Source organism: Acidovorax sp. Leaf160, from assembly GCF_001424265.1.
Taxonomy (GTDB): Bacteria; Pseudomonadota; Gammaproteobacteria; order Burkholderiales; family Burkholderiaceae_C; genus Paracidovorax.
Genome location: NZ_LMOV01000002.1, coordinates 132,232 through 149,767, shown reverse-complemented (window position 1 = coordinate 149,767; position 17,536 = coordinate 132,232). Strand labels below are relative to the sequence as shown.

Sequence of the window (17,536 nt, the reverse complement as noted above, 5' to 3'; positions counted from 1 at the left end):
TCGGGCTTAGTCAGCCCTGCCCGTAGGCTCTGCGCACCAGGGCCTTCGCAAGGATCTCGGAGGGATCGACCAGCGTCCAGCCCGCGGCCTCAGGCGCATCGGGCAGTGCCAGAGGGATCTCGGTGCAGGCCATGACGAGCGGCACGTCGCCATGCTGCGCGCGCACGGCCTCGCCCACGTCGGCGAAGCGGCGGCGCGCCAACGCCAGGTCGCCGGCCTTCACACCGTCGTAGATGCCAGCCATCAGCCACTCCTTCGCCTCGGCGGAAGGCAGCACGCATTCCACGCCGTGGCGGGCGAACGCTTCGTCGTAGAGGCCCATGCCGTACGTGCCCTGGGTAGCCAGCAGCGCAGCGCGCCGGATCCCGCGGCGCTGGAGTTCGGCGGCCGTTTCGCCCGCGATGTGCAGCAGTTCGACGCCGGGCACGCGCTCTTGCAGCGCCGCATGCCAGGCATGGGCCGTGTTGCAAGACATGGCGGCCGCGCGGGCGCCGACGGCTACCAGCCGTTCCAGCGCCGAGACCAGGCCTTCCAGCGGCTGGGGCGCCGCCGGGTCTCGCAGCGCCTGGGTACGGTCTGCCACAGGCACCTGCGCGATCCAATGCTCGGGGAACGCCTGGTCGCGCACGGCATGGCCATGATCGCGCAACCATTGCTCCGAGGCGCGCACGAACAGGCGCGCGAAATCCACGCCGGCGGCAGGCCCCATACCGGCCACGATGCCGACGGTCATCGCGGGCACGACGGCCGCGGACGAATTCTCAAGTGCGTTCATTTCTTTGACTCAGGAAACATCAGCATTGTGCGCAATCCAGGCACCCGGCGCTGGCGCAACACTCAGAAGGCCGCGCAGCACGCCACGCCAGCAGACGCCGTGGAACCGGCTCCGCCGGGCCACCAGCATCGCCCCCTGCACGCCGTGCGCAGCACGGCAAGAGCGGGGGGAAGACCCGCAGCACCTCAGAGAGGTGCGCTCTATCTCAACATGCTGGACATCGCCGAGAGGCCATTGATCATCCGGACCGCCGATTCGGTGTTCTCTGCGGTGAAGCGCAGCGCGTCGGGCGCGGAACGCTCGAGCGTCGGCCACTGACAGAACAGGTCTGCGAGTGCCACCGACTGGGCCACCAGGTCCACCGTCACGGGCCCGTCGATGCGGAATGGGCGGGCGGTACGTACCTGGGCCATGGCCTGGGCCACTCCCTCCCGGATTGCGCCGCAGGCCCGCTCGGGCGACAGGCTGATGCCGCAGTTGGCGCCGCTGGCGCGCTTGGTCTGCACGAAGGTCGCGTGCGGGAACAGATCGCGCGTCTCGGCGATGAAGGCATCGTCGCCCGACGCAGCGATCACCGGCACGCCGTACTCTCCCGCCAACGCGCCGTAGATGCCGGCTTCGCCCAGTTCGCGGCCATTGAGCGACACCCGAGCGAAAGCAAAGCTGTTGATCGTGTGGGCCAGGATGCCGTGGGCGCGCGAACGTGCGTGGTAGCCGATGAAGCAGGCGCCATCCACGCCCAGCTCCACGCCCGAAACCATGCTCAGGTAGCGGGGTTTGCCCTGGATGACCTGGGCACGCGGATCGAGCAGGTCGGGCGGCATGTTGCGAAAGCCGCCGTGCGAATCGTTGACGAACACCTCCGCGGCGCCGCCCTCGAACGCGCCCGCGACGGCTGCATTCGCTTCTGCGGCCATCAGGCGCCGCGCACGCTCGTACTCGGGGTTGCCGGCGCGGACCTGTTCCGGGTGGTAGACGCCCGCCACGCCTTCAATATCGACGGAGATGAGGATTTTCATAGGAGGCCGCAGTCAGCTCGGAAGCGCAGATGAAGAAAACGCGGAAGGGCAGGCCTGCGAAGGGGCCATCAGCCGGCGGCGCGGGCCAGCAGGTCGCGCAAGGCGCGGCGGCAATGGCCTTGCCTGCCGGTGACCGTCTCCGCATGCCAGAGCGCGTGCACGATGGCCTGCTCGACGCTGTCCGCAGCTGCCTGGAACAGGCCGTCGAGCAGCGTTTCGTGCACCAGCGCCACGGCAGGCATGGCCGCGCCCGGCAGGTGCGGGAGGGTGTAGGCGGTGGAAAACGCCAGGGCGATGTCGCCGCTGCCGTGGCCATACACCGAGCCGGTACGCGCCAAACCCGCAGCGGCGCGCCGCGCCAGGCGACCCAGCTGGCGGGCGTCCAGCGGTGCATCGGTCGCCAACACCATGATGATGGAGCCCTTCTCAGGCCCGGCCGCAGCGGCGCGCGCTTCGGCCTCCAGGGCGGCCGACAGCGAGGCCCCTATCGGCGCGCTGCCCCACACCAGGTTCTGCAGCAGCCCGTAATTGGCCAGTACCAGAGCACCCACGGTGTAACGAGCGCCGCCCACCGGCGCGCGGCGCGACGCCGTGCCGATGCCGCCTTTCAACTGGAAGCTCGACATGCCGCGGCCGGCACCCACGGCGCCCTGCGGCACCTGGGCACCCGCGCAGTCGCAGGCGGCGCGGTAGTGGTCGTCCCCCAACGCCATGCGCTGGATGTCGTTCAGGAAGCCGTCGTTGCACTCCAGCACCAGCGGATTGACCGTGGGCAGCGCGCGGCCTGTCTCGGGGTTGGCGCGCACGCATTCGCGGATCTGCGCCTGCGCCACGGCGGGCACGGAGAAAGTGTTGGTGAGCGCGATGGGCGTCTCCAGCTGGCCGAGTTCTTCCAGCTGCACCAGGCCCACGCTCTTGCCGAAGCCGTTGATGACGGCGGCACCCGCCGGCACCTTGTTGCGGTACGGGTCGAGCGCATGCGGGTGGATGACGGTCACGCCGGTCTGCACGGGGCCGTCCGCCAGCGTGACGTGCCCGACGGTGACGCCCGCCACGTCCGTGATGGCGTCCAGCGGCCCTGCGTCCAGCAGGCCGATGCGCGGCAGCGCAGTGGCGGCAGAGGCGCGGGGGGGCGTCATGTCTGGCGGTCGATCTTGGGGTCCAGCGCATCGCGCAAGCCGTCGCCCAGCAGGTTGAAGGCCAGCACGGTCAGGAAGATGGCGAGGCTCGGGAACAGCGCGACGTGCGGTGCGTTCACCATGTCGGCACGCGCTTCGTTCAGCATGGCGCCCCACTCCGGCGTCGGCGGCTGCGCGCCCATGCCGAGAAACGACAGGCTGGCGGCCGTGATGATCGAGGTGCCCACGCGCATCGTGAAGTAGACGACGATGGAGGAGATGGTGCCGGGCAGGATGTGCCGCACGATGATGGTCCAGTCCGATGCGCCGATGCTGCGCGCGGATTCGATGTAGGTCATCTGCTTGAGCACCAGCGTGTTGCCGCGCACCAGCCGCGCGAAGGCCGGAACGCTGAACACCGCCACGGCCACCACCACGTTGGTCATGCTGCTGCCGAGGATGGCCACCACGCCTAGCGCCAGCAGGATGCCAGGAAAGGCGAACAGCACGTCGGAGATGCGCATCACGATGCGGTCCCACCAGCCTTCGTAGTAGCCGGCGAGCAGGCCCAGCGTGGTGCCGATCAGGCAGCCGATCGCCACCGACAGGAAGCCTGCGGCCAGCGAGATGCGCGCGCCCATCAGGATGCGGCTGAAGATGTCGCGGCCGAGTGGATCGACACCGAACCAGTGCATGGCCGAGGGGCCGTCGTTCAGCCGGTCGTAGTCGAAGAAGTTCTCCGCGTCGAACGGCACGATCACCGGGGCCAGCACGGCCACGGCGACGAGCAGCACGACGAACACCAGCGCGGCCACCGCGACGTGCTGCTTCTTGAACTTGCGCCAGAACTCGCGCCAGGGAGTGCGTACCGCCGATGCGTTGCTGACAGTCGCGGCCACCGAGGCGGCGGCCAGCTGGGCGGCGTCGGGCGGCGTGGGAATGGAGGGGGTCGTCATACCGTGTCTTCGTCAGTGGGGTGGTTCCGGTCCGTGCGCTTCACTTGTAGCGAATGGTCGGGTTGATGAAGCCGTAGAGCATGTCCACCACCAGGTTGATGAGGATGAACTCCAGCGAGAAAAGCAGCACCAGCGTCTGGATGACGGGGTAGTCGCGCATGGTCACGGCGTCCACCAGCAGGCGGCCGAGGCCGGGCCAGTTGAAGACGGCTTCGACCACGATGGAGCCGCCCAGCAGAAAGCCGAACTGCAGGCCCATCATGGTGACGACCGGGATGAGCGCATTGCGCAGGCAATGCTTGAGCACCACGATCCGCTCGTTGAGGCCCTTGGCGCGCGCCGTGCGAACGAAGTCCTCCTGCACCACCTCGACGAAGGAGGCGCGCGTGAAGCGGGCCATCACCGCGGCCACCGCAGCGCCCAGGGTGATGGAGGGCAGGATGTAGTGCTTCCAGCTGTCGGCGCCCACCGTGGGCAGCCAGCCCAGCTCCACCGAGAACACCTGCATCAGCGTCATGCCCAGCGCGAAGGCGGGAAAGGAAATGCCGGACACCGCGAGCGTCATGCCGAGCCGGTCGGGCCAGCGGTTGCGGTACACGGCCGAGAGAATGCCGATGCCCATCCCCAGCACCACCGACCAGGCCATGGCGGCCATGGTGAGCAGCAGCGTCGGCATGAAGCGTTCGCCGATCTCGGCGGCGACGGGGCGGCGGGTGCGGATCGACGTGCCGAAATCCCCTTGCACCATGCGCGAGAAGAAGTGCACGAACTGCTCGGGCAGCGGCTTGTCGAGGCCCAGCTCCTGGCGGACGATCTGCACGGTGGCTTCGTCGGCGTCCACCCCTGCGGCCAGACGCGCGGGATCACCCGGCAGCATGTGGACGAAGAGGAACACCAGTACCGCCACGATCAGCAGCGTCGGCAAAAGCCCCAGCAGTCGTTTGAGGAAATAGTTCAGCATGGATGCGGCGCTGCAGTGCGCAGCGATGGGGAAACGGACACGGAACGGAAACGGAAAACCGGGCCCCCGCACGCGGCGGGGGCCTCAAGCCCGGAGGGCTTTACTTCAGCGAGATTTCGTCGCTGTTGATGTTGCCGTCAGGCATGACGTACACGCCAGACAGGCGCTTGGAGTGGGCGTACAGCACCTCTTCGGTGACCAGCGGAATGCGCGGCAGATCCTTGGCAATCTGCTCCTGCGCCGTCTTGTACAGCGTGGCGCGCTCGGATCCGTCGGTGGTCAGCAGGGCCTTGGCGATGGATTCATCGACCACGGGGTTGCTGTAGAAGGCGTAGTTGGCCAGCTTCGGCGCCCACGACTCGGTGGAGAACAGTGGACGCAACGCCCAATCGGCTTCACCCGTCGAGGACGACCAGCCGATGTAGTAGAGGCGTGCCTTGGCGGTCTTGGGGTCGGGCCAGGCATCGACCAGCTCGGCACGCTTGCCGGGCTCCAGTGCCTCCACCGACACCTTGATGCCGACCTGCTGCAATTGCTGCTGCAGGAACTGGATCACCTTCTGGCTGGTGGTGTTGTTGTAGCCGCTCCACAGCGTGCTCTCGAAGCCGTTAGGGTAGCCGGCTTCCTTCAGCAGTTCCTTGGCCTTGGCCACGTTGTAGGGGATGGGCTGCATCTTCACCGCGTATTCCACGCCCTGGGGCACAAAGCCCTGGGCCGGGAAGGCGTAGCCGCTGAAGGCGACCTTGGACAGCGCGTCCTTGTTGATGGCGTAGCCGATGGCTTCGCGCACCTTGGGGTTGTCGAACGGCTTTTGCAGCATGTTGAACGTCAGGAAGCGCTGGATGATGGAGGGCGCCGTCACCACATCCACCTTGTCGCTCTTCTTCAGCGTGGCGATCTGCTCATAGGGCAGCGTGAAGGCGAAGTCCGCCTCGCCCGTCTGCAGCATGGCGGCGCGGGTGTTGTTTTCGGTGACCGGCTTCCAGGTGACCTGGTCGATCTTCGGGTAGCCCTTCTTCCAGTAGTTGGCGAACTTCTTGCCGACGATGGCTTCGGTCTGCTTCCACTCGACGAATTCGAAAGGACCGGTGCCCACGGGGTGGAAGGCGATGTCCTTGCTGCCCCACTTGGCCAGCGCGGTGGGCGAGATCATCGCGGCGGAGGCGTGCGCCAGCGCGTTGATGAAGGGGCCGAAGGGTTCCTTCAGCGTGATGCGCAGCGTCTGCGGATTCACGGCCTCGACCTTGGCAACGCGGTTGAACTGGTTGGCGCGCAGCAGGCGGTTGGCGGGGTCCATCACGCGGTCCAGCGTGGCCTTGGCAGCGGCCGCATTGAAGTCGGTGCCGTCATGGAACTTCACGCCCGAGCGCAGCTTGAACGTGTAGACCAGGCCGTCCTTCGAGACGTCGTAGCTCTCGGCCAGAACGTTCTTGACCTTCATGTCCTTGTCGAAACCGAACAGGCCTTCATAGAACGTCTTGGTGACGGCCGTGGTGATGGTCGTGTTGGTGTTGTACGGGTCCAGCGTCTCGGGCTGCTGGTAGATGGCCAGCACGGCGTTGCCGGCGGCCAGCGCGGAGCCGGATGCGGCCACGGCCACAAGGGCCAGGAGGCCGGCTGCGACACGGCGGGAATGCAGGGTTTTCTTCATGGTGGACTCCGGTTGAAAAAGGAACGAAGGCAGGAAGGAACAGGAAAAAAGGCCGGGGCGGACGGGCCCTGGCGCGTCAGGGTCAGTACAGATCGGCAATGGCGTGGCGAGCGACGAAATGCCCCGGGCCGACCTCCACCAGCGGCTGCACCGCCGGCTCGTCGCCGATGGCGCGGATGGGGCTCGGGATCTCTCCGCCCAGCAGCGCCCGCTTGAGGTGGCGGCGCGCCGGGTCGGCGATCGGCACGGCGGCCATGAGCTTCTTGGTGTAGGCGTGCTGCGGGTTCTCGAAGATCGCGCGGCGCGGGCCGATCTCCACAATCTGGCCCAGGAACATCACGGCCACGCGGTGGCTGATGCGCTCCACCACCGCCATGTCGTGCGAGATGAAGAGGAAGGCCACGCCCAGCTCGCGCTGCAGGTCGAGCATCAGGTTGACGATCTGCGCCTGGATGGAGACGTCGAGCGCCGACACCGACTCATCGGCGACCACCACCTTGGGATTGAGGGCCAGGGCCCGCGCGATGGCGATGCGCTGGCGCTGACCGCCGGAGAATTCATGCGGGTAGCGCTGCGCATGCTCGCGCGGCAGGCCCACCTTCTCCAGCAGCCAGTCCACGCGGGCCTGCGCTTCCTCGCGGGTTCCGATCTTGTGCACCAGCAGCGGCTCCATGATCGAGAAGCCCACCGTCAGGCGGGGGTCGAGCGAGGCGAACGGATCCTGGAAGATGAACTGGATGTCGCGGCGCAAGGCCTGCACTTCGGACGTGGGCAAGTCCAGGATGTTGCGGCCACCGAACTCGATGGCGCCGCTCTGGCTATCGACCAGGCGCAGCAGCGACCGGCCGGTGGTGGACTTGCCGCAGCCGGACTCTCCCACCAGTGCCAGCGTTTCTCCGGGATAGAGGTCGAAGCTCACGCGCTCCACCGCATGCACGCGGCGCTTCACGCTGTTGAAGAGGCCCGAACGCAGGTCAAAGCGCGTCACCAGATCCTTCACGCGCAGGATGGGCTTGGCGCCAGCGGGGCGAGTGTCGGCCGGCGTGGATTCGAGCACCCCCTCGGCGTCGGCCGTGCCGCTGGCGCCGATCAGCTCGAAGTGGCGCGGCAGGTCCGTGCCCTGCATGGCGCCCAGCTTGGGCACGGCCGAGAGCAGTGCGCGCGTGTAGGGATGCTGGGGCGCTGCGAACACCTGGTCCGACGGGCCCTCCTCCACCTTGTCGCCGCGGTACATCACCAGCACACGGTCGGCGACCTCGGCCACCACGCCCATGTCGTGGGTGATGAAGATGACGCCCATGTGCATCTCGTCCTGCAGCTGCCGGATGAGCTGCAGGATCTGCGCCTGGATGGTCACGTCCAGCGCGGTGGTGGGTTCGTCGGCGATCAGCAGCTGCGGCTTGCACGACAGCGCCATGGCGATCATCACGCGCTGGCGCATGCCGCCGGACAGCTGGTGCGGAAAGCGGTCCAGCACGTTGCGCGCCTCGGGAATGCGAACCAGCTCCAGCATGCGCAGCGCTTCGGCGCGGGCAGCGGCGCGGTCCTTGCCCTGGTGCACGCGGATCGATTCGGCGATCTGGTCGCCCGCCGTGAACACCGGGTTGAGCGAGGTCATCGGCTCCTGGAAGATCATGGCCACGTCGGCGCCGCGGACGCTGCGCATCACGGCGTTGCTGGCCCGCGCGACCTCCAGCACCTGGCCGTTGCGCCGGCGCAGCGCCACCGAGCCGTTGATGATGCGGCCGCCGCCGTGCTCCACCAGCCGCATCAGCGCCAGCGAGGTGACGGATTTGCCCGAGCCCGATTCGCCCACGATGGCGAGGGTTTCGCCACGGTCCACGTGGAAGGACAGGTTGCGCACGGCATCCACCGTGCGCTCGGAGTTGGCAAAGCGGATGGTCAGATCGTCCACGGCCAGCACGCGCTGCTCTGGCAGGGCGAGGGTCGAGGACGGGGTAGCAGCGGTGGATTTCATGGCAGGCGGGAAGAAGATTCGGTCGTGGCGCAACGAAGCGGCGGTGCGGCGGTGCGGCGCGCTCAGCGGTAGATGAAGGTCTCGGGTGATGCGCCCACGCGGGCGAAGCCTCGGTACATGCCCTCGGTGTTGAACGGCAGGCACACGTTTCCGTGGCGGTCAACGGCAATCAAGCCGCCGGTGCCGCCGATGGCGGCGAGGGTGCCGTGCACCACGGCGTCGGCCGCATCGGCCAGCGCAGCGCCACCGTGCTCCATGCGCGCGCAGATGTCATGCGCGGCGACGACACGGATGAAGCTCTCGCCGTGGCCGGTGCAGGAGATGGCCGCCGTGCGGTCGTCTGCATACGTGCCCGCGCCGATCAGCGGGCTGTCGCCCACGCGGCCGGGGCGCTTGTTGGTCATGCCGCCGGTGGAGGTGGCGGCAGCCAAATGGCCCTGCGCGTCCAGCGCGACGGCGCCGACCGTGCCCATCTTGCGGTCTTCGTCGATCGCACGGCCCGCCAGCGCCGCAGCACCGTCGTGGTCCAGCACGGCGCCACGCTGGCTTGCGCGCGCAGCTTCGAGTTGCGCGCGGCGTGCATCGGTCGAGAAATGGGAGGGCTCGACCATTTCCAGCCCTGCGTCGCGCGCCATCCGCTCGGCGCCGTCGCCTGCCATGAGCACGTGCTGGCCGTGCAGCATCACGGCGCGGGCAGCCAGCACGGGGTTGCGCACATGCGTCACGCCCGCCACCGCGCCTGCTGCGAGGTGGGCGCCATCCATCACCGCGGCATCCAGCTCATGCGTGGCATCGGCCGTGAAGACCGCGCCGTGGCCTGCATTGAAGAGCGGGCATTCCTCCAGCAGGCGGACGGCTTCGCAGACCGCATCCACCGCGCTGCCACCCTGGGCCAGCACGGCCTGGCCGGCGCGCAGCACGTCCTGCAGCGCGGCTTCGTACGCCCGCTCCTGGTCAACGCTGATGGTCGCGCGGCTCAGCGTGCCGGCCCCGCCGTGAATGGCAATCACGGGGACAGGACGGGAATCAGAGGCAGGGGCGGGAAAGGCGGTCATGCGGGCACGAGGGGAAACGGGAAATGCAAAGGAAGCGGAAGAAGCAGGGAAAGGCTCTGGAAGGGTCAGTCACGGGGCCGCGAGACAACGCGGCAGATGAACGGGGCGGTCAGGCACGGCCGGTGAAAGGATTGGCAGGGCGCACGGCGTGGCTCAACGCCCACCGCCCCGCCCTTCCGAGCGCCTGCCGCCGGACTCTGCGGAGCGGGAAGCCAGCCGGCTGCGGGCGCTGTCGTGCAGCCACGGCAGCACGGCCTCCGTCATCCGGGCGGCGGTCAGCACCGACTCCTTGGACTGGTGAGCGACCGCGCTGGTGAGCGCCTCGATCAAGGCCAGCGCCGACGATTCGGAGTTGGCCGCGTATTGGTTTTCGGTCTGGGCGAACAGGCAGACGTGGGCGAACGGCAGGATGGGCGCATGCGGCCCATCGGTCAGCGCCAGCACTTTTACGCCCCGCTCGAACGCGCCCTGCGCCAGCAGCACGGTGTCGGTCAGGTAGCGCGGGTAGCTGATGGCCACCAGAACGTCGCCCTCCCCCATGCGCGGCAGCAGCCGTGCGCCGTAAGAAGCACCGCCCACCCCGGCCAGCAGGTGCACGTTGTCGCAGTACGCGTCGAGCCCACGCTGCAGCAGGCCGGCCAGCCAGCCGCTGGCACCGTAGCCCGCCAGATAGATGCGGCGCGCGCCCAGCAGCGCCTGCACCGCCTGTTCGCACGCAGCAGGGTCGAGCGCGTCGCGGGTGGCGGCGATGTTGCGCTGGCTTTCCTCCAGCGCGGCTGCGAACACCTCCTGGATGGACGTGGGCTTCTCCAGTTTGATGCGCATCTTCTCGATGGGCGCCAGCATGGCCTCGAACCCCTTGACCAGCTCGGCCCGCAACATGGGATAGCCCTCCAGACCGATGGCCCGGGCAAAGCGGTTGGCCGTCGCGATCGACACCCCGACCGCGCCGGCCAGCTCGTCGATCGGCATGGTGGCCGCCTGCAGCGGGTGCGCCAGAACGTAGTCCGCCATCTGCTGGTGCGAAGGCGTCAGCTGATGGCGTGCGCGGCCGATGCGGATCGCAATGGATACGGCATCGGAAGCGAGTTCTGGAAGATCTGACATCGGTAACGGGCGGCGGGCGGCGGGGTGGAAGCGGAAGAGGGACGGACGGCGGCAGTCTTCATCGACAGGGAGAGCGTGAAAAGCGCAGTCAAGTTGACAAAGAATTTACAACGAACCAATGTTAAAGAAAAAAATCAATCATTGATAGCATTTTCAAAACCGCACCCAAATGGTGCGTTCTCCAATGAAAAAGGCCTCCATGTGGTGCATGGAGGCCGGTCGATCCCTAGGTTTTCACTGATATGGAAAACCCGTATCGCTGGTATCAATTCCGCATAAGGAGGCGTGCTTGGCGCATCAGTCGGCCTGGATGTTCGCCGCCTTGATCACCCGCGCCCAATCCGCCAGATCCGTCTTGACACGGGCGGCGAGCTGCTGAGGGGCCTGGTAGTCGGCCGTGGCGCCCTGCTCCTGCGCCTTCTGCTGGAAGGCAGGGTTCTGCACCACGGTGCGTACGTCGGCCACCAGCTTGTCGATCACCGGCTTGGGCGTGTTGGCAGGCGCAAACAACGCGAACCAGGAGGTGGCGTTCACCTGCGGATAGCCGGCCTCTGCCGTGGTCGGCACGTTGGGCAGGCTGGGCAGGCGCTCCTTGCCCGTCACGGCCAGCACGCGCAGCTTGCCCCCCTGGATGTGCGGCATGAAGGGCGGCGCCGTGCCGAAGGTCAGATCCACCTGCCCGCCCAGCAGGTCCTGCAGCGCGGGGCCGGTGCCCTTGTAGGGCACGTGCACCATCTTCACGCCGCCCTGCTGCTCCAGCATGGCGCCGGTCACGTGCTGCAGCGAGCCGTTGCCGGACGAGGCGTAGTTGAGCTTGCCTGGGTGGGCCTTCGCGTACGCGATCAGCTCTCCCAGGGTCTTCACCGGCAAGCCGTCACGCACCACGATGATCTGCGGGGCCGAGAGGACGTTCGCCACCGGCTGGAAATCGGCCGTGTCCCAGCTCTTCTGCGCCGTCAGCAGCGGAGAGATCACGTGGTAGCCCGAGTACTGCATCAGCAGCGTGTAGCCATCCGGTTCGGCGCGCTTCACGGCCGCAGCGGCGATGTTGCCGTTGCCGCCGCCCTTGTTGTCGACCACCACGGATTGCCCCAGCACCGGCCCGAGGGTTTGCGCAAGCATGCGCGCCGACAGGTCGGTGGTGCCGCCAGCAGCCGTGGGCACCACGAGCGTGACCGGCTTGGCCGGATAGGCCGCCTGGGCCCCGGCGGCCAGCGGCAGCGCGGCACAGGCCGCTGCTGCAAGGGTGGCCAGCGCAAGCCGGCGAGGAAGGGATGGTTGCATGTCATTGTCTCCTGGTTTGTGTCGTTGTCTGTGTCGTTGCCTGTGTCGTGGCGCTGCGGCACGCGCAGCCGGGGCCGTCAGTCCACCGTGGCTCCGGTGTCTTTCACCACGCGCGCCCACTGCGGCAGTTCGGCCTGCACCAGCGCGCCCAGCTGGGCGGACGTGCCCTTGAACGGCTCGCAGCCCACGTTGGCCAGCTTGTCCACCACGTCTTTTTGCTCCAGCGCCCGGGCCACTTCCGTCTGCAGGCGCGCAATGATGGGCGCGGGCGTGCCGGCGGGCGCGAAGAGCGCATACCAGGGCGACTGGCCGAAGCCCGGCAGGGTCTGGCCGATGGTCGGCACGCCGGGCAGCGCGGCCACGGGCCGGCTGTTGACCACGCCCAGCACCTTCATCTTGCCGGCCTTGATGAAGGCGATGCACGAAGGCAGGCTCTGCACCGACAACGGCACCTGACCGCCGGCCACATCCGTCGCCGCTGCCGCCGAGCCCTTGTAGGGCACGTGCTGCAGCCGGATGCCCGCAGCCTTCTGCAGCATCTCGCCGATCAGGTGGTTGAGGGTGCCGTTGCCTGCCGAGGCGATGGCGTATTCGCCCGGCTTGGCCTTGGCGAGCGCAATGAGGCCGGCGATGTCGTTGGCGGGGAACGAAGGGTGCGCGACCAGCACATAGCCGGCCGTGGCCACCGGCGCCACGGGCTCGAAATCCTTCACCGGATCGAAGCCGGGGTTGCGGTAGAGCGCCGGGCCGATGACGTGCGCGCTGTCGGCCGTGAGCAGCAGCGTGTAGCCGTCGTGCTTGGCGCGTGCCGTGGCCGCAGTGGCCAGCGTGCCGCCCGCGCCGGCGCGGTTGTCCACCACCACGCTCTGACCCATCTGCTCCGACAGGCGCTGCGCCACCACCCGCGCTATGGCGTCGTTGGCGCCCCCGGCCGCCTGCGGCACCACCAGCGTGATGGGCTTGGACGGGTAGCGGTCTTCCGCCCACGCGAATGAGGGCGTGCAGAGCCCGGCGGCCAGAGCCTGCAGCGCGCGGCGCCGCGGCAGCCGGCCGGCCTGAAGATCGAACGTGTCCATGGTTTTTGTCTCCTGATGTCGTTATGGGGAAGATCGTGTCGGGCGGTGTGCGCTGCGCTTCACCGCGCCAGGGCCCGCTCCCGGATGGCCTCGAAATCGGCGGGCACCGGGTGCAGGTCGAGGCGCCTGCCCGCCTTGGCCAGCTGGCCCGGAATGTCGTGCCCGATGAGCGCGGGCAGGCGCCGGGCCGCCGCCAGCAGCGCCGCCAGATCGACGCCCGTGTCGTAGCCCATGAGCTCCAGCGCATGCACGACCTCTTCACTGCAGACGTTGCCCGAAGCGCCCGGGGCGTAAGGGCAGCCGCCCAGCCCGCCCAGCGAGGCATCGAACCGGTCGGCACCGGCGCCGATGGCCGCCAGCACGTTGGCGAGCCCCATGCCGCGGGTGTTGTGGAAATGCAGCGTGAACGCAAGGCCCGGCCAGCGCGCACGCGCGGCGGCCACCAGGGTTGCGACCTGCGCCGGGTGCGCCATGCCCGTCGTGTCGCACAACGTGATGCCTCCCACGCCCAGATCCGCGAAACGCTGCACCCAGGCGAACACGTCGCCCTGCAGCACGTCGCCCTCCATCGGACAGCCGAACACGCAGGACAGCGACACGTTCACCGCCACACCCGCGGCCTGCGCCGTCGCCACCACCTGGGCCAGCGACGCGAACGACTGGGCGCGCGTCATGCGCAGGTTGGCGAGGTTGTGCGTTTCGCTGACGGACATCACCAGGTTCAGCTCGTCGGTGCGCGCCTCGATCGCGCGCTCCGCGCCGCGCACGTTGGGCACCAGCGCGGCGTAGACCACGCCGGGGCGCCGGGTGATCTCGCGCAGCACGATCTCCGCGTCGCGCAGCGCAGGAATGGCAGCGGGTGACACGAACGCCGTCACCTCGATCTTGGCCAGACCCGTCTCCGACAGCGCGTCCACCAGCGCGATCTTGTCTTCCGTCGGCACGAAGGCCTGCTCCATCTGCAGCCCGTCGCGGGTGCCGACTTCCTGCATGTGGATGCGGCGACCCGCACCGTGCCAGACGTTGCCCGCAGCTTGGTCTTCGTTCATTGCACTACCCCCTTGTCACGCAGCAGCGCGATCTGCGCCTCGCTGAGGCCTGCCTCCCGCAGCACCGCATCGGTGTCGTCGCCCAGGCGCGGGGCGCTGGAGCGGATGGTGCCGGGCGTGGCCGAGAGCTTGGGCACGATGCCCGGCACTTCGAGCGTGTGGCCATCGCGGGTGGTCTGCGGCAGCAGCATGCCGCGGGCGCGGTAGTGCGGGTCTTCGGCGATGTCCTGTGCGGTGTAGACCTTGCCGGCCGGAACGCGCGCCGCGGAAAGCGTCTGCATCACCTCGGCCACCGTGCGCTGCTGCGTCCAGGCGCCGATGGCGGCGTCGATCTCCTGCACGCGGGCCACCCGGCCCGCGTTGTCGCCCAGGTCGGGCGCTGCGGCCAGGTCGGGCCGGCCGATGGACTCCATCAGCCGCTTGAAGATGCTGTCGCCGTTGCCCGCCACCAGCACCCAGCCGTCCGTGCACGGGTAGGCGTTGGAGGGTGCGATGCCCGGCAGCGCGCTGCCTGCGGCGCCACGCACCGCGCCGAAGGCGCTGTATTCGGGAATCAGGCTCTCCATCACGTTGAACACGGCCTCGTGCAGGGCCACGTCGATCACCTGCCCCTTGCCGCCACTCACCTTGCGGTGGTAGAGCGCCGTCAGCACCCCGATGGCCCCGTGCAGCGCGGCCAGCGTGTCACCGATCGACACGCCCACCCGGACCGGCACCCGGCCGGGCTCGCCGGTCAGGTGGCGCAGCCCGCCCATGGCTTCGCCGATCACGCCGAAGCCCGGCAGATCGCGGTAGGGGCCGGTCTGGCCGTAGCCTGAGATGCGCAAGATCACGAGCCCCGGGTTGAGGCCGTGCAGTTCGTCGGGCGACATGCCCCAGCCTTCCAGCGTGCCTGGCCGGAAGTTCTCGATCAGCACGTCGGCCTCGGCGATCAGCCGGCGCGCGATGTCCTGCCCTTCCTGCTGGCGCAGATCGAGCGCCACCGAGCGCTTGTTGCGCGACTGCACCTGCCACCACACCGACGTGCCGTCCTGCAGCATGCGCCAGTTGCGCAGCGGGTCGCCAGCGCCGGTGGCTTCGATCTTCACCACGTCGGCACCGAATTCACCCAGCGTCTTGCCACAGAAAGGGCCGGCAATCAGCTGGCCCATCTCGATCACACGCACGCCGCCCAGCGCCGCGGGCGTGGCTGCCGCAGAGGAAATGCCATCGGCCGTGGCCGCTGAATCCGTCGTCATCGTCATGTCTCGCTCTGCCCCTGGAAGTTGCGTCGGATGATGCCGCCCGGCGCGGGCGGTGCATAACGCTGATGCGCGAAGCTGCCATCGCAAAACGGCATGGCGGCGCTACCATCCCGGCCATGAAGCTCGACCCGGTCTCCCTGCGCCTCTTCGTCGCCGTGATGGAGGAAAGCGCAATCGCCCGCGCGGCCGCCCGCGAGCACATCGCGCCTTCGGCGGCCAGCCGGCGCCTGGCCGAGCTGGAAGCCGCACTGCGGGTGGAGCTTTTCACGCGCAGCAACCGCGGCACCGAACCGACGGCGGCTGCCTTCGCGCTGCTGGACATGGCGCGCGGCGTGCTCAACGACCTGGACGGCATCGCCGTGCAGATGAGCGACTTCCGGGCGGGCGTGCGCGGCCAGGTGCGCGTGGTGGCCAACATCTCGGCCATCACCCAGTTCCTGCCGACCGAGCTGCAGCGCTTCATGGCCTCCCATCCGCAGGTGCAGGTGCAGCTGCAGGAACAGATCAGCACCGCCGTCGCCCGGTCGGTGGCGGAGAACGCGGCGGACGTCGGCATCCTCAACCACGGCAGCTACGGCGACCGCGTGGCGCTGCTGCCCTATCGCCAGGACAAACTGGTGCTGGTCGTGCCCGCCGGGCACCCGCTGGCCAAGCGGCGCGGCGGGGTGCGCCTGGCCGACGCGATCGACTGCGACTTCGTCGGCATGCACCCGGGCAGCGCCATCAACCACGTGCTCACGCGGGCCGCCGCAGAGCTGGAGCGCCCGCTGCGCCTGCGCATCCAGGTCACGGGCTACGACGCGCTCTGCCTGATGGTGTCCGCCGGCCTGGGCGTGGGCGTGATGCCGCGCGGCAGCGCGCAGCTCTACCGCGGCGCCCTCCCGGTGCGGGTGGTGCCGCTGCGCGAGACCTGGGCGCAACGGCGGCTGTCGCTGTGCGTGCGTTCGGGCGAATCGCTCTCCAGCGTGGCGCGGCTGCTGGTGGACCACCTGCGCGGCCCTGCCCCCGAACCCGAGGAGGCCGTGGCGTGACGCCCCACCCTTCTTCCCACTCGCGCCTCTGGGACGTGTTCTGCCAGGTCATCGACAACTTCGGGGACATCGGCGTGTGCTGGCGGCTGTGCGCGCAGCTGGCGGCGCGGGGCGAGCGCGTCCGACTGTGGACCGATGACGCCAGCGCCCTGGCGTGGATGGCGCCCGCGGGAGCGCCCAACGTTCAGGTGCTGCCCTGGCCGACCTCGGCGCCGCCGGGCGGGCCGGGCGATGTGGTCGTTGAAGCCTTCGGCTGCGAAATCGCTCCTGATTTCATAGCATCCATCGCCCATTCCATGGGCGCAGAAGGCTCAAAACACTCCAAACCGCTCTGGATCAACCTGGAATACCTGTCCGCCGAGCCCTTCGTGGAGCGCAGCCACCGGTTGCCCTCCCTGCAGTCCAGCGGCCCGGGGGCGGGCTGCACCCGCTGGTTCTTCTACCCGGGCTTCACTCCGCGCACCGGCGGGCTGCTGCGCGAGGCGGACCTGCTGCAGCGGCAGGCCGCCTTCGACCGTTCCGCATGGCGCGCCCGCCGCGGCATCGGCGCAGAACAGCTGGCGGTGTCGCTCTTTTGCTACGAGCCGGCCGGACTGCCGGCCCTGGTTGCGCAGTTGGCAGCCCGCGGGAATGCACGGCTGCTGGCCACGCCGGGCCGCGCGGCGGCGGCGGTGCAAGCCCTCCAGCCCGCGCATCCGACGCTGACAGTGGAGTTTCTCGCCCCCTGCCCCCAACCGGCCTTCGACGAAATGCTGTGGGCCTGCGATCTCAACTGCGTGCGTGGCGAGGATTCGCTGGTGCGCGCCCTCTGGGCCGGGCGGCCGTTCGTGTGGCACATCTACCCGCAGGACGACGACGCCCACCACGCCAAGCTGCAGGCGTTCCTCGACTGGCTGGACGCGCCCGAGTCGCTGCGACGCTTCCACGCCGCATGGAACGGCGTAGGCAGCGACGTCGCGCTGCCCGCGATCACCGCCGCCACCCTGGCCGACTGGCAGGCCTGCGTGCAGGCCGCCCGGGCGCGTCTGCTGGCGCAGGACGATCTATTGACGCAACTGATGGGGTTCGTGGCCGAAAAAAGCTAAAATCCACGGCTTTGCGCCAATTGAAGGCGGCAGCTCCTGGTCAGACGATCAGGGCGCCCAGCCGGTGCACCCCGCCGCGGAACATGTGCTGGCGCCGGGCCTGCAACACCATGATTTGAAGCCTGGTGGATGCAGGCACCCCGCGCG

At 68.8% G+C, this 17,536-nt stretch carries 15 protein-coding genes; 2 read left to right on the top strand and 13 right to left on the bottom strand.

Annotation, left to right across the window (positions count from 1 at the left end; all coding sequences use genetic code 11):
• Positions 1–10: 10 nt before the first annotated feature.
• The 13 genes from ASF94_RS02670 to ASF94_RS02610 form a co-directional block, all read right to left on the bottom strand.
• Entirely contained in the window at positions 11–775 is a 765-nt protein-coding gene (locus ASF94_RS02670; RefSeq protein WP_082492938.1) for an aspartate/glutamate racemase family protein, read from the bottom strand.
• 200 nt (positions 776–975) lie between these two features.
• On the bottom strand, positions 976–1,794 hold the full coding sequence (locus tag ASF94_RS02665; protein WP_056661183.1) for a M55 family metallopeptidase: 819 nt from the start codon (positions 1,792–1,794) through the stop codon (positions 976–978).
• A 68-nt stretch (positions 1,795–1,862) separates the two neighbouring features.
• On the bottom strand, positions 1,863–2,933 hold the full coding sequence (locus ASF94_RS02660; RefSeq protein ID WP_056661181.1) for a P1 family peptidase: 1,071 nt from the start codon (positions 2,931–2,933) through the stop codon (positions 1,863–1,865).
• Entirely contained in the window at positions 2,930–3,868 is a 939-nt protein-coding gene (gsiD, locus tag ASF94_RS02655; protein ID WP_056661177.1) for a glutathione ABC transporter permease GsiD, read from the bottom strand. The genes ASF94_RS02660 and gsiD overlap by 4 nt, the downstream gene beginning before the upstream one ends.
• A gap of 40 nt (positions 3,869–3,908) precedes the next feature.
• Positions 3,909–4,829, bottom strand: a complete 921-nt coding sequence (gsiC, locus tag ASF94_RS02650) for a glutathione ABC transporter permease GsiC (RefSeq protein WP_056661174.1) — start codon at positions 4,827–4,829, stop codon at positions 3,909–3,911.
• A gap of 100 nt (positions 4,830–4,929) precedes the next feature.
• A complete protein-coding gene (gsiB, locus tag ASF94_RS02645) occupies positions 4,930–6,480 on the bottom strand; it encodes a glutathione ABC transporter substrate-binding protein GsiB (RefSeq protein WP_056661171.1) in 1,551 nt (516 codons plus the stop codon).
• An 82-nt stretch (positions 6,481–6,562) separates the two neighbouring features.
• The gene (locus tag ASF94_RS02640) at positions 6,563–8,458 is read right to left on the bottom strand and encodes a dipeptide ABC transporter ATP-binding protein (RefSeq protein WP_056661168.1); all 1,896 of its coding nucleotides are present in this window, start codon (positions 8,456–8,458) and stop codon (positions 6,563–6,565) included.
• A 62-nt stretch (positions 8,459–8,520) separates the two neighbouring features.
• Positions 8,521–9,513, bottom strand: coding sequence for an isoaspartyl peptidase/L-asparaginase family protein (locus ASF94_RS02635; protein WP_056661165.1), 993 nt, complete (start codon positions 9,511–9,513; stop codon positions 8,521–8,523).
• 153 nt (positions 9,514–9,666) lie between these two features.
• Positions 9,667–10,620 carry a MurR/RpiR family transcriptional regulator gene (locus tag ASF94_RS02630; RefSeq protein WP_056661162.1) on the bottom strand — a complete coding sequence of 318 codons (954 nt, stop codon included), beginning with the start codon at positions 10,618–10,620 and terminating at the stop codon, positions 9,667–9,669.
• Between the two features lie 297 nt (positions 10,621–10,917).
• Complete coding sequence (locus ASF94_RS02625) at positions 10,918–11,904, bottom strand: tripartite tricarboxylate transporter substrate binding protein (RefSeq protein ID WP_056661159.1); 987 nt, start codon at positions 11,902–11,904, stop codon at positions 10,918–10,920.
• A gap of 77 nt (positions 11,905–11,981) precedes the next feature.
• Positions 11,982–12,980, bottom strand: a complete 999-nt coding sequence (locus ASF94_RS02620; RefSeq protein ID WP_056661157.1) for a tripartite tricarboxylate transporter substrate binding protein — start codon at positions 12,978–12,980, stop codon at positions 11,982–11,984.
• Between the two features lie 59 nt (positions 12,981–13,039).
• On the bottom strand, positions 13,040–14,029 hold the full coding sequence (locus ASF94_RS02615) for a hydroxymethylglutaryl-CoA lyase (protein ID WP_056661154.1): 990 nt from the start codon (positions 14,027–14,029) through the stop codon (positions 13,040–13,042).
• Positions 14,026–15,273: a CaiB/BaiF CoA transferase family protein gene (locus tag ASF94_RS02610; RefSeq protein ID WP_369818622.1), complete on the bottom strand. Its 1,248-nt coding sequence runs from the start codon at positions 15,271–15,273 to the stop codon at positions 14,026–14,028. Before ASF94_RS02610 ends, ASF94_RS02615 begins: the two co-directional genes overlap by 4 nt.
• A 116-nt stretch (positions 15,274–15,389) precedes the next feature.
• Between ASF94_RS02610 and ASF94_RS02605 the strand changes: the two genes are divergently transcribed.
• A complete protein-coding gene (locus ASF94_RS02605; RefSeq protein ID WP_056661150.1) occupies positions 15,390–16,304 on the top strand; it encodes a LysR family transcriptional regulator in 915 nt (304 codons plus the stop codon).
• Positions 16,301–17,389 (top strand): elongation factor P maturation arginine rhamnosyltransferase EarP, encoded by a 1,089-nt coding sequence (gene earP, locus ASF94_RS02600; RefSeq protein ID WP_056661147.1) that lies wholly within the window; start codon positions 16,301–16,303, stop codon positions 17,387–17,389. Before ASF94_RS02605 ends, earP begins: the two co-directional genes overlap by 4 nt.
• Positions 17,390–17,536: the final 147 nt, after the last annotated feature.

Bases quoted from the DNA above. Each gene is read 5' to 3' on its own strand.
- ASF94_RS02670 (WP_082492938.1), bottom strand. From the start codon at position 775: ATGAACGCACTTGAGAATTCGTCCGCGGCCGTCGTGCCCGCGATGACC.
- ASF94_RS02665 (WP_056661183.1), bottom strand. From the start codon at position 1,794: ATGAAAATCCTCATCTCCGTCGATATTGAAGGCGTGGCGGGCGTCTAC.
- ASF94_RS02660 (WP_056661181.1), bottom strand. From the start codon at position 2,933: ATGACGCCCCCCCGCGCCTCTGCCGCCACTGCGCTGCCGCGCATCGGC.
- gsiD (WP_056661177.1), bottom strand. From the start codon at position 3,868: ATGACGACCCCCTCCATTCCCACGCCGCCCGACGCCGCCCAGCTGGCC.
- gsiC (WP_056661174.1), bottom strand. From the start codon at position 4,829: ATGCTGAACTATTTCCTCAAACGACTGCTGGGGCTTTTGCCGACGCTG.
- gsiB (WP_056661171.1), bottom strand. From the start codon at position 6,480: ATGAAGAAAACCCTGCATTCCCGCCGTGTCGCAGCCGGCCTCCTGGCC.
- ASF94_RS02640 (WP_056661168.1), bottom strand. From the start codon at position 8,458: ATGAAATCCACCGCTGCTACCCCGTCCTCGACCCTCGCCCTGCCAGAG.
- ASF94_RS02635 (WP_056661165.1), bottom strand. From the start codon at position 9,513: ATGACCGCCTTTCCCGCCCCTGCCTCTGATTCCCGTCCTGTCCCCGTG.
- ASF94_RS02630 (WP_056661162.1), bottom strand. From the start codon at position 10,620: ATGTCAGATCTTCCAGAACTCGCTTCCGATGCCGTATCCATTGCGATC.
- ASF94_RS02625 (WP_056661159.1), bottom strand. From the start codon at position 11,904: ATGCAACCATCCCTTCCTCGCCGGCTTGCGCTGGCCACCCTTGCAGCA.
- ASF94_RS02620 (WP_056661157.1), bottom strand. From the start codon at position 12,980: ATGGACACGTTCGATCTTCAGGCCGGCCGGCTGCCGCGGCGCCGCGCG.
- ASF94_RS02615 (WP_056661154.1), bottom strand. From the start codon at position 14,029: ATGAACGAAGACCAAGCTGCGGGCAACGTCTGGCACGGTGCGGGTCGC.
- ASF94_RS02610 (WP_369818622.1), bottom strand. From the start codon at position 15,273: ATGACGATGACGACGGATTCAGCGGCCACGGCCGATGGCATTTCCTCT.
- ASF94_RS02605 (WP_056661150.1), top strand. From the start codon at position 15,390: ATGAAGCTCGACCCGGTCTCCCTGCGCCTCTTCGTCGCCGTGATGGAG.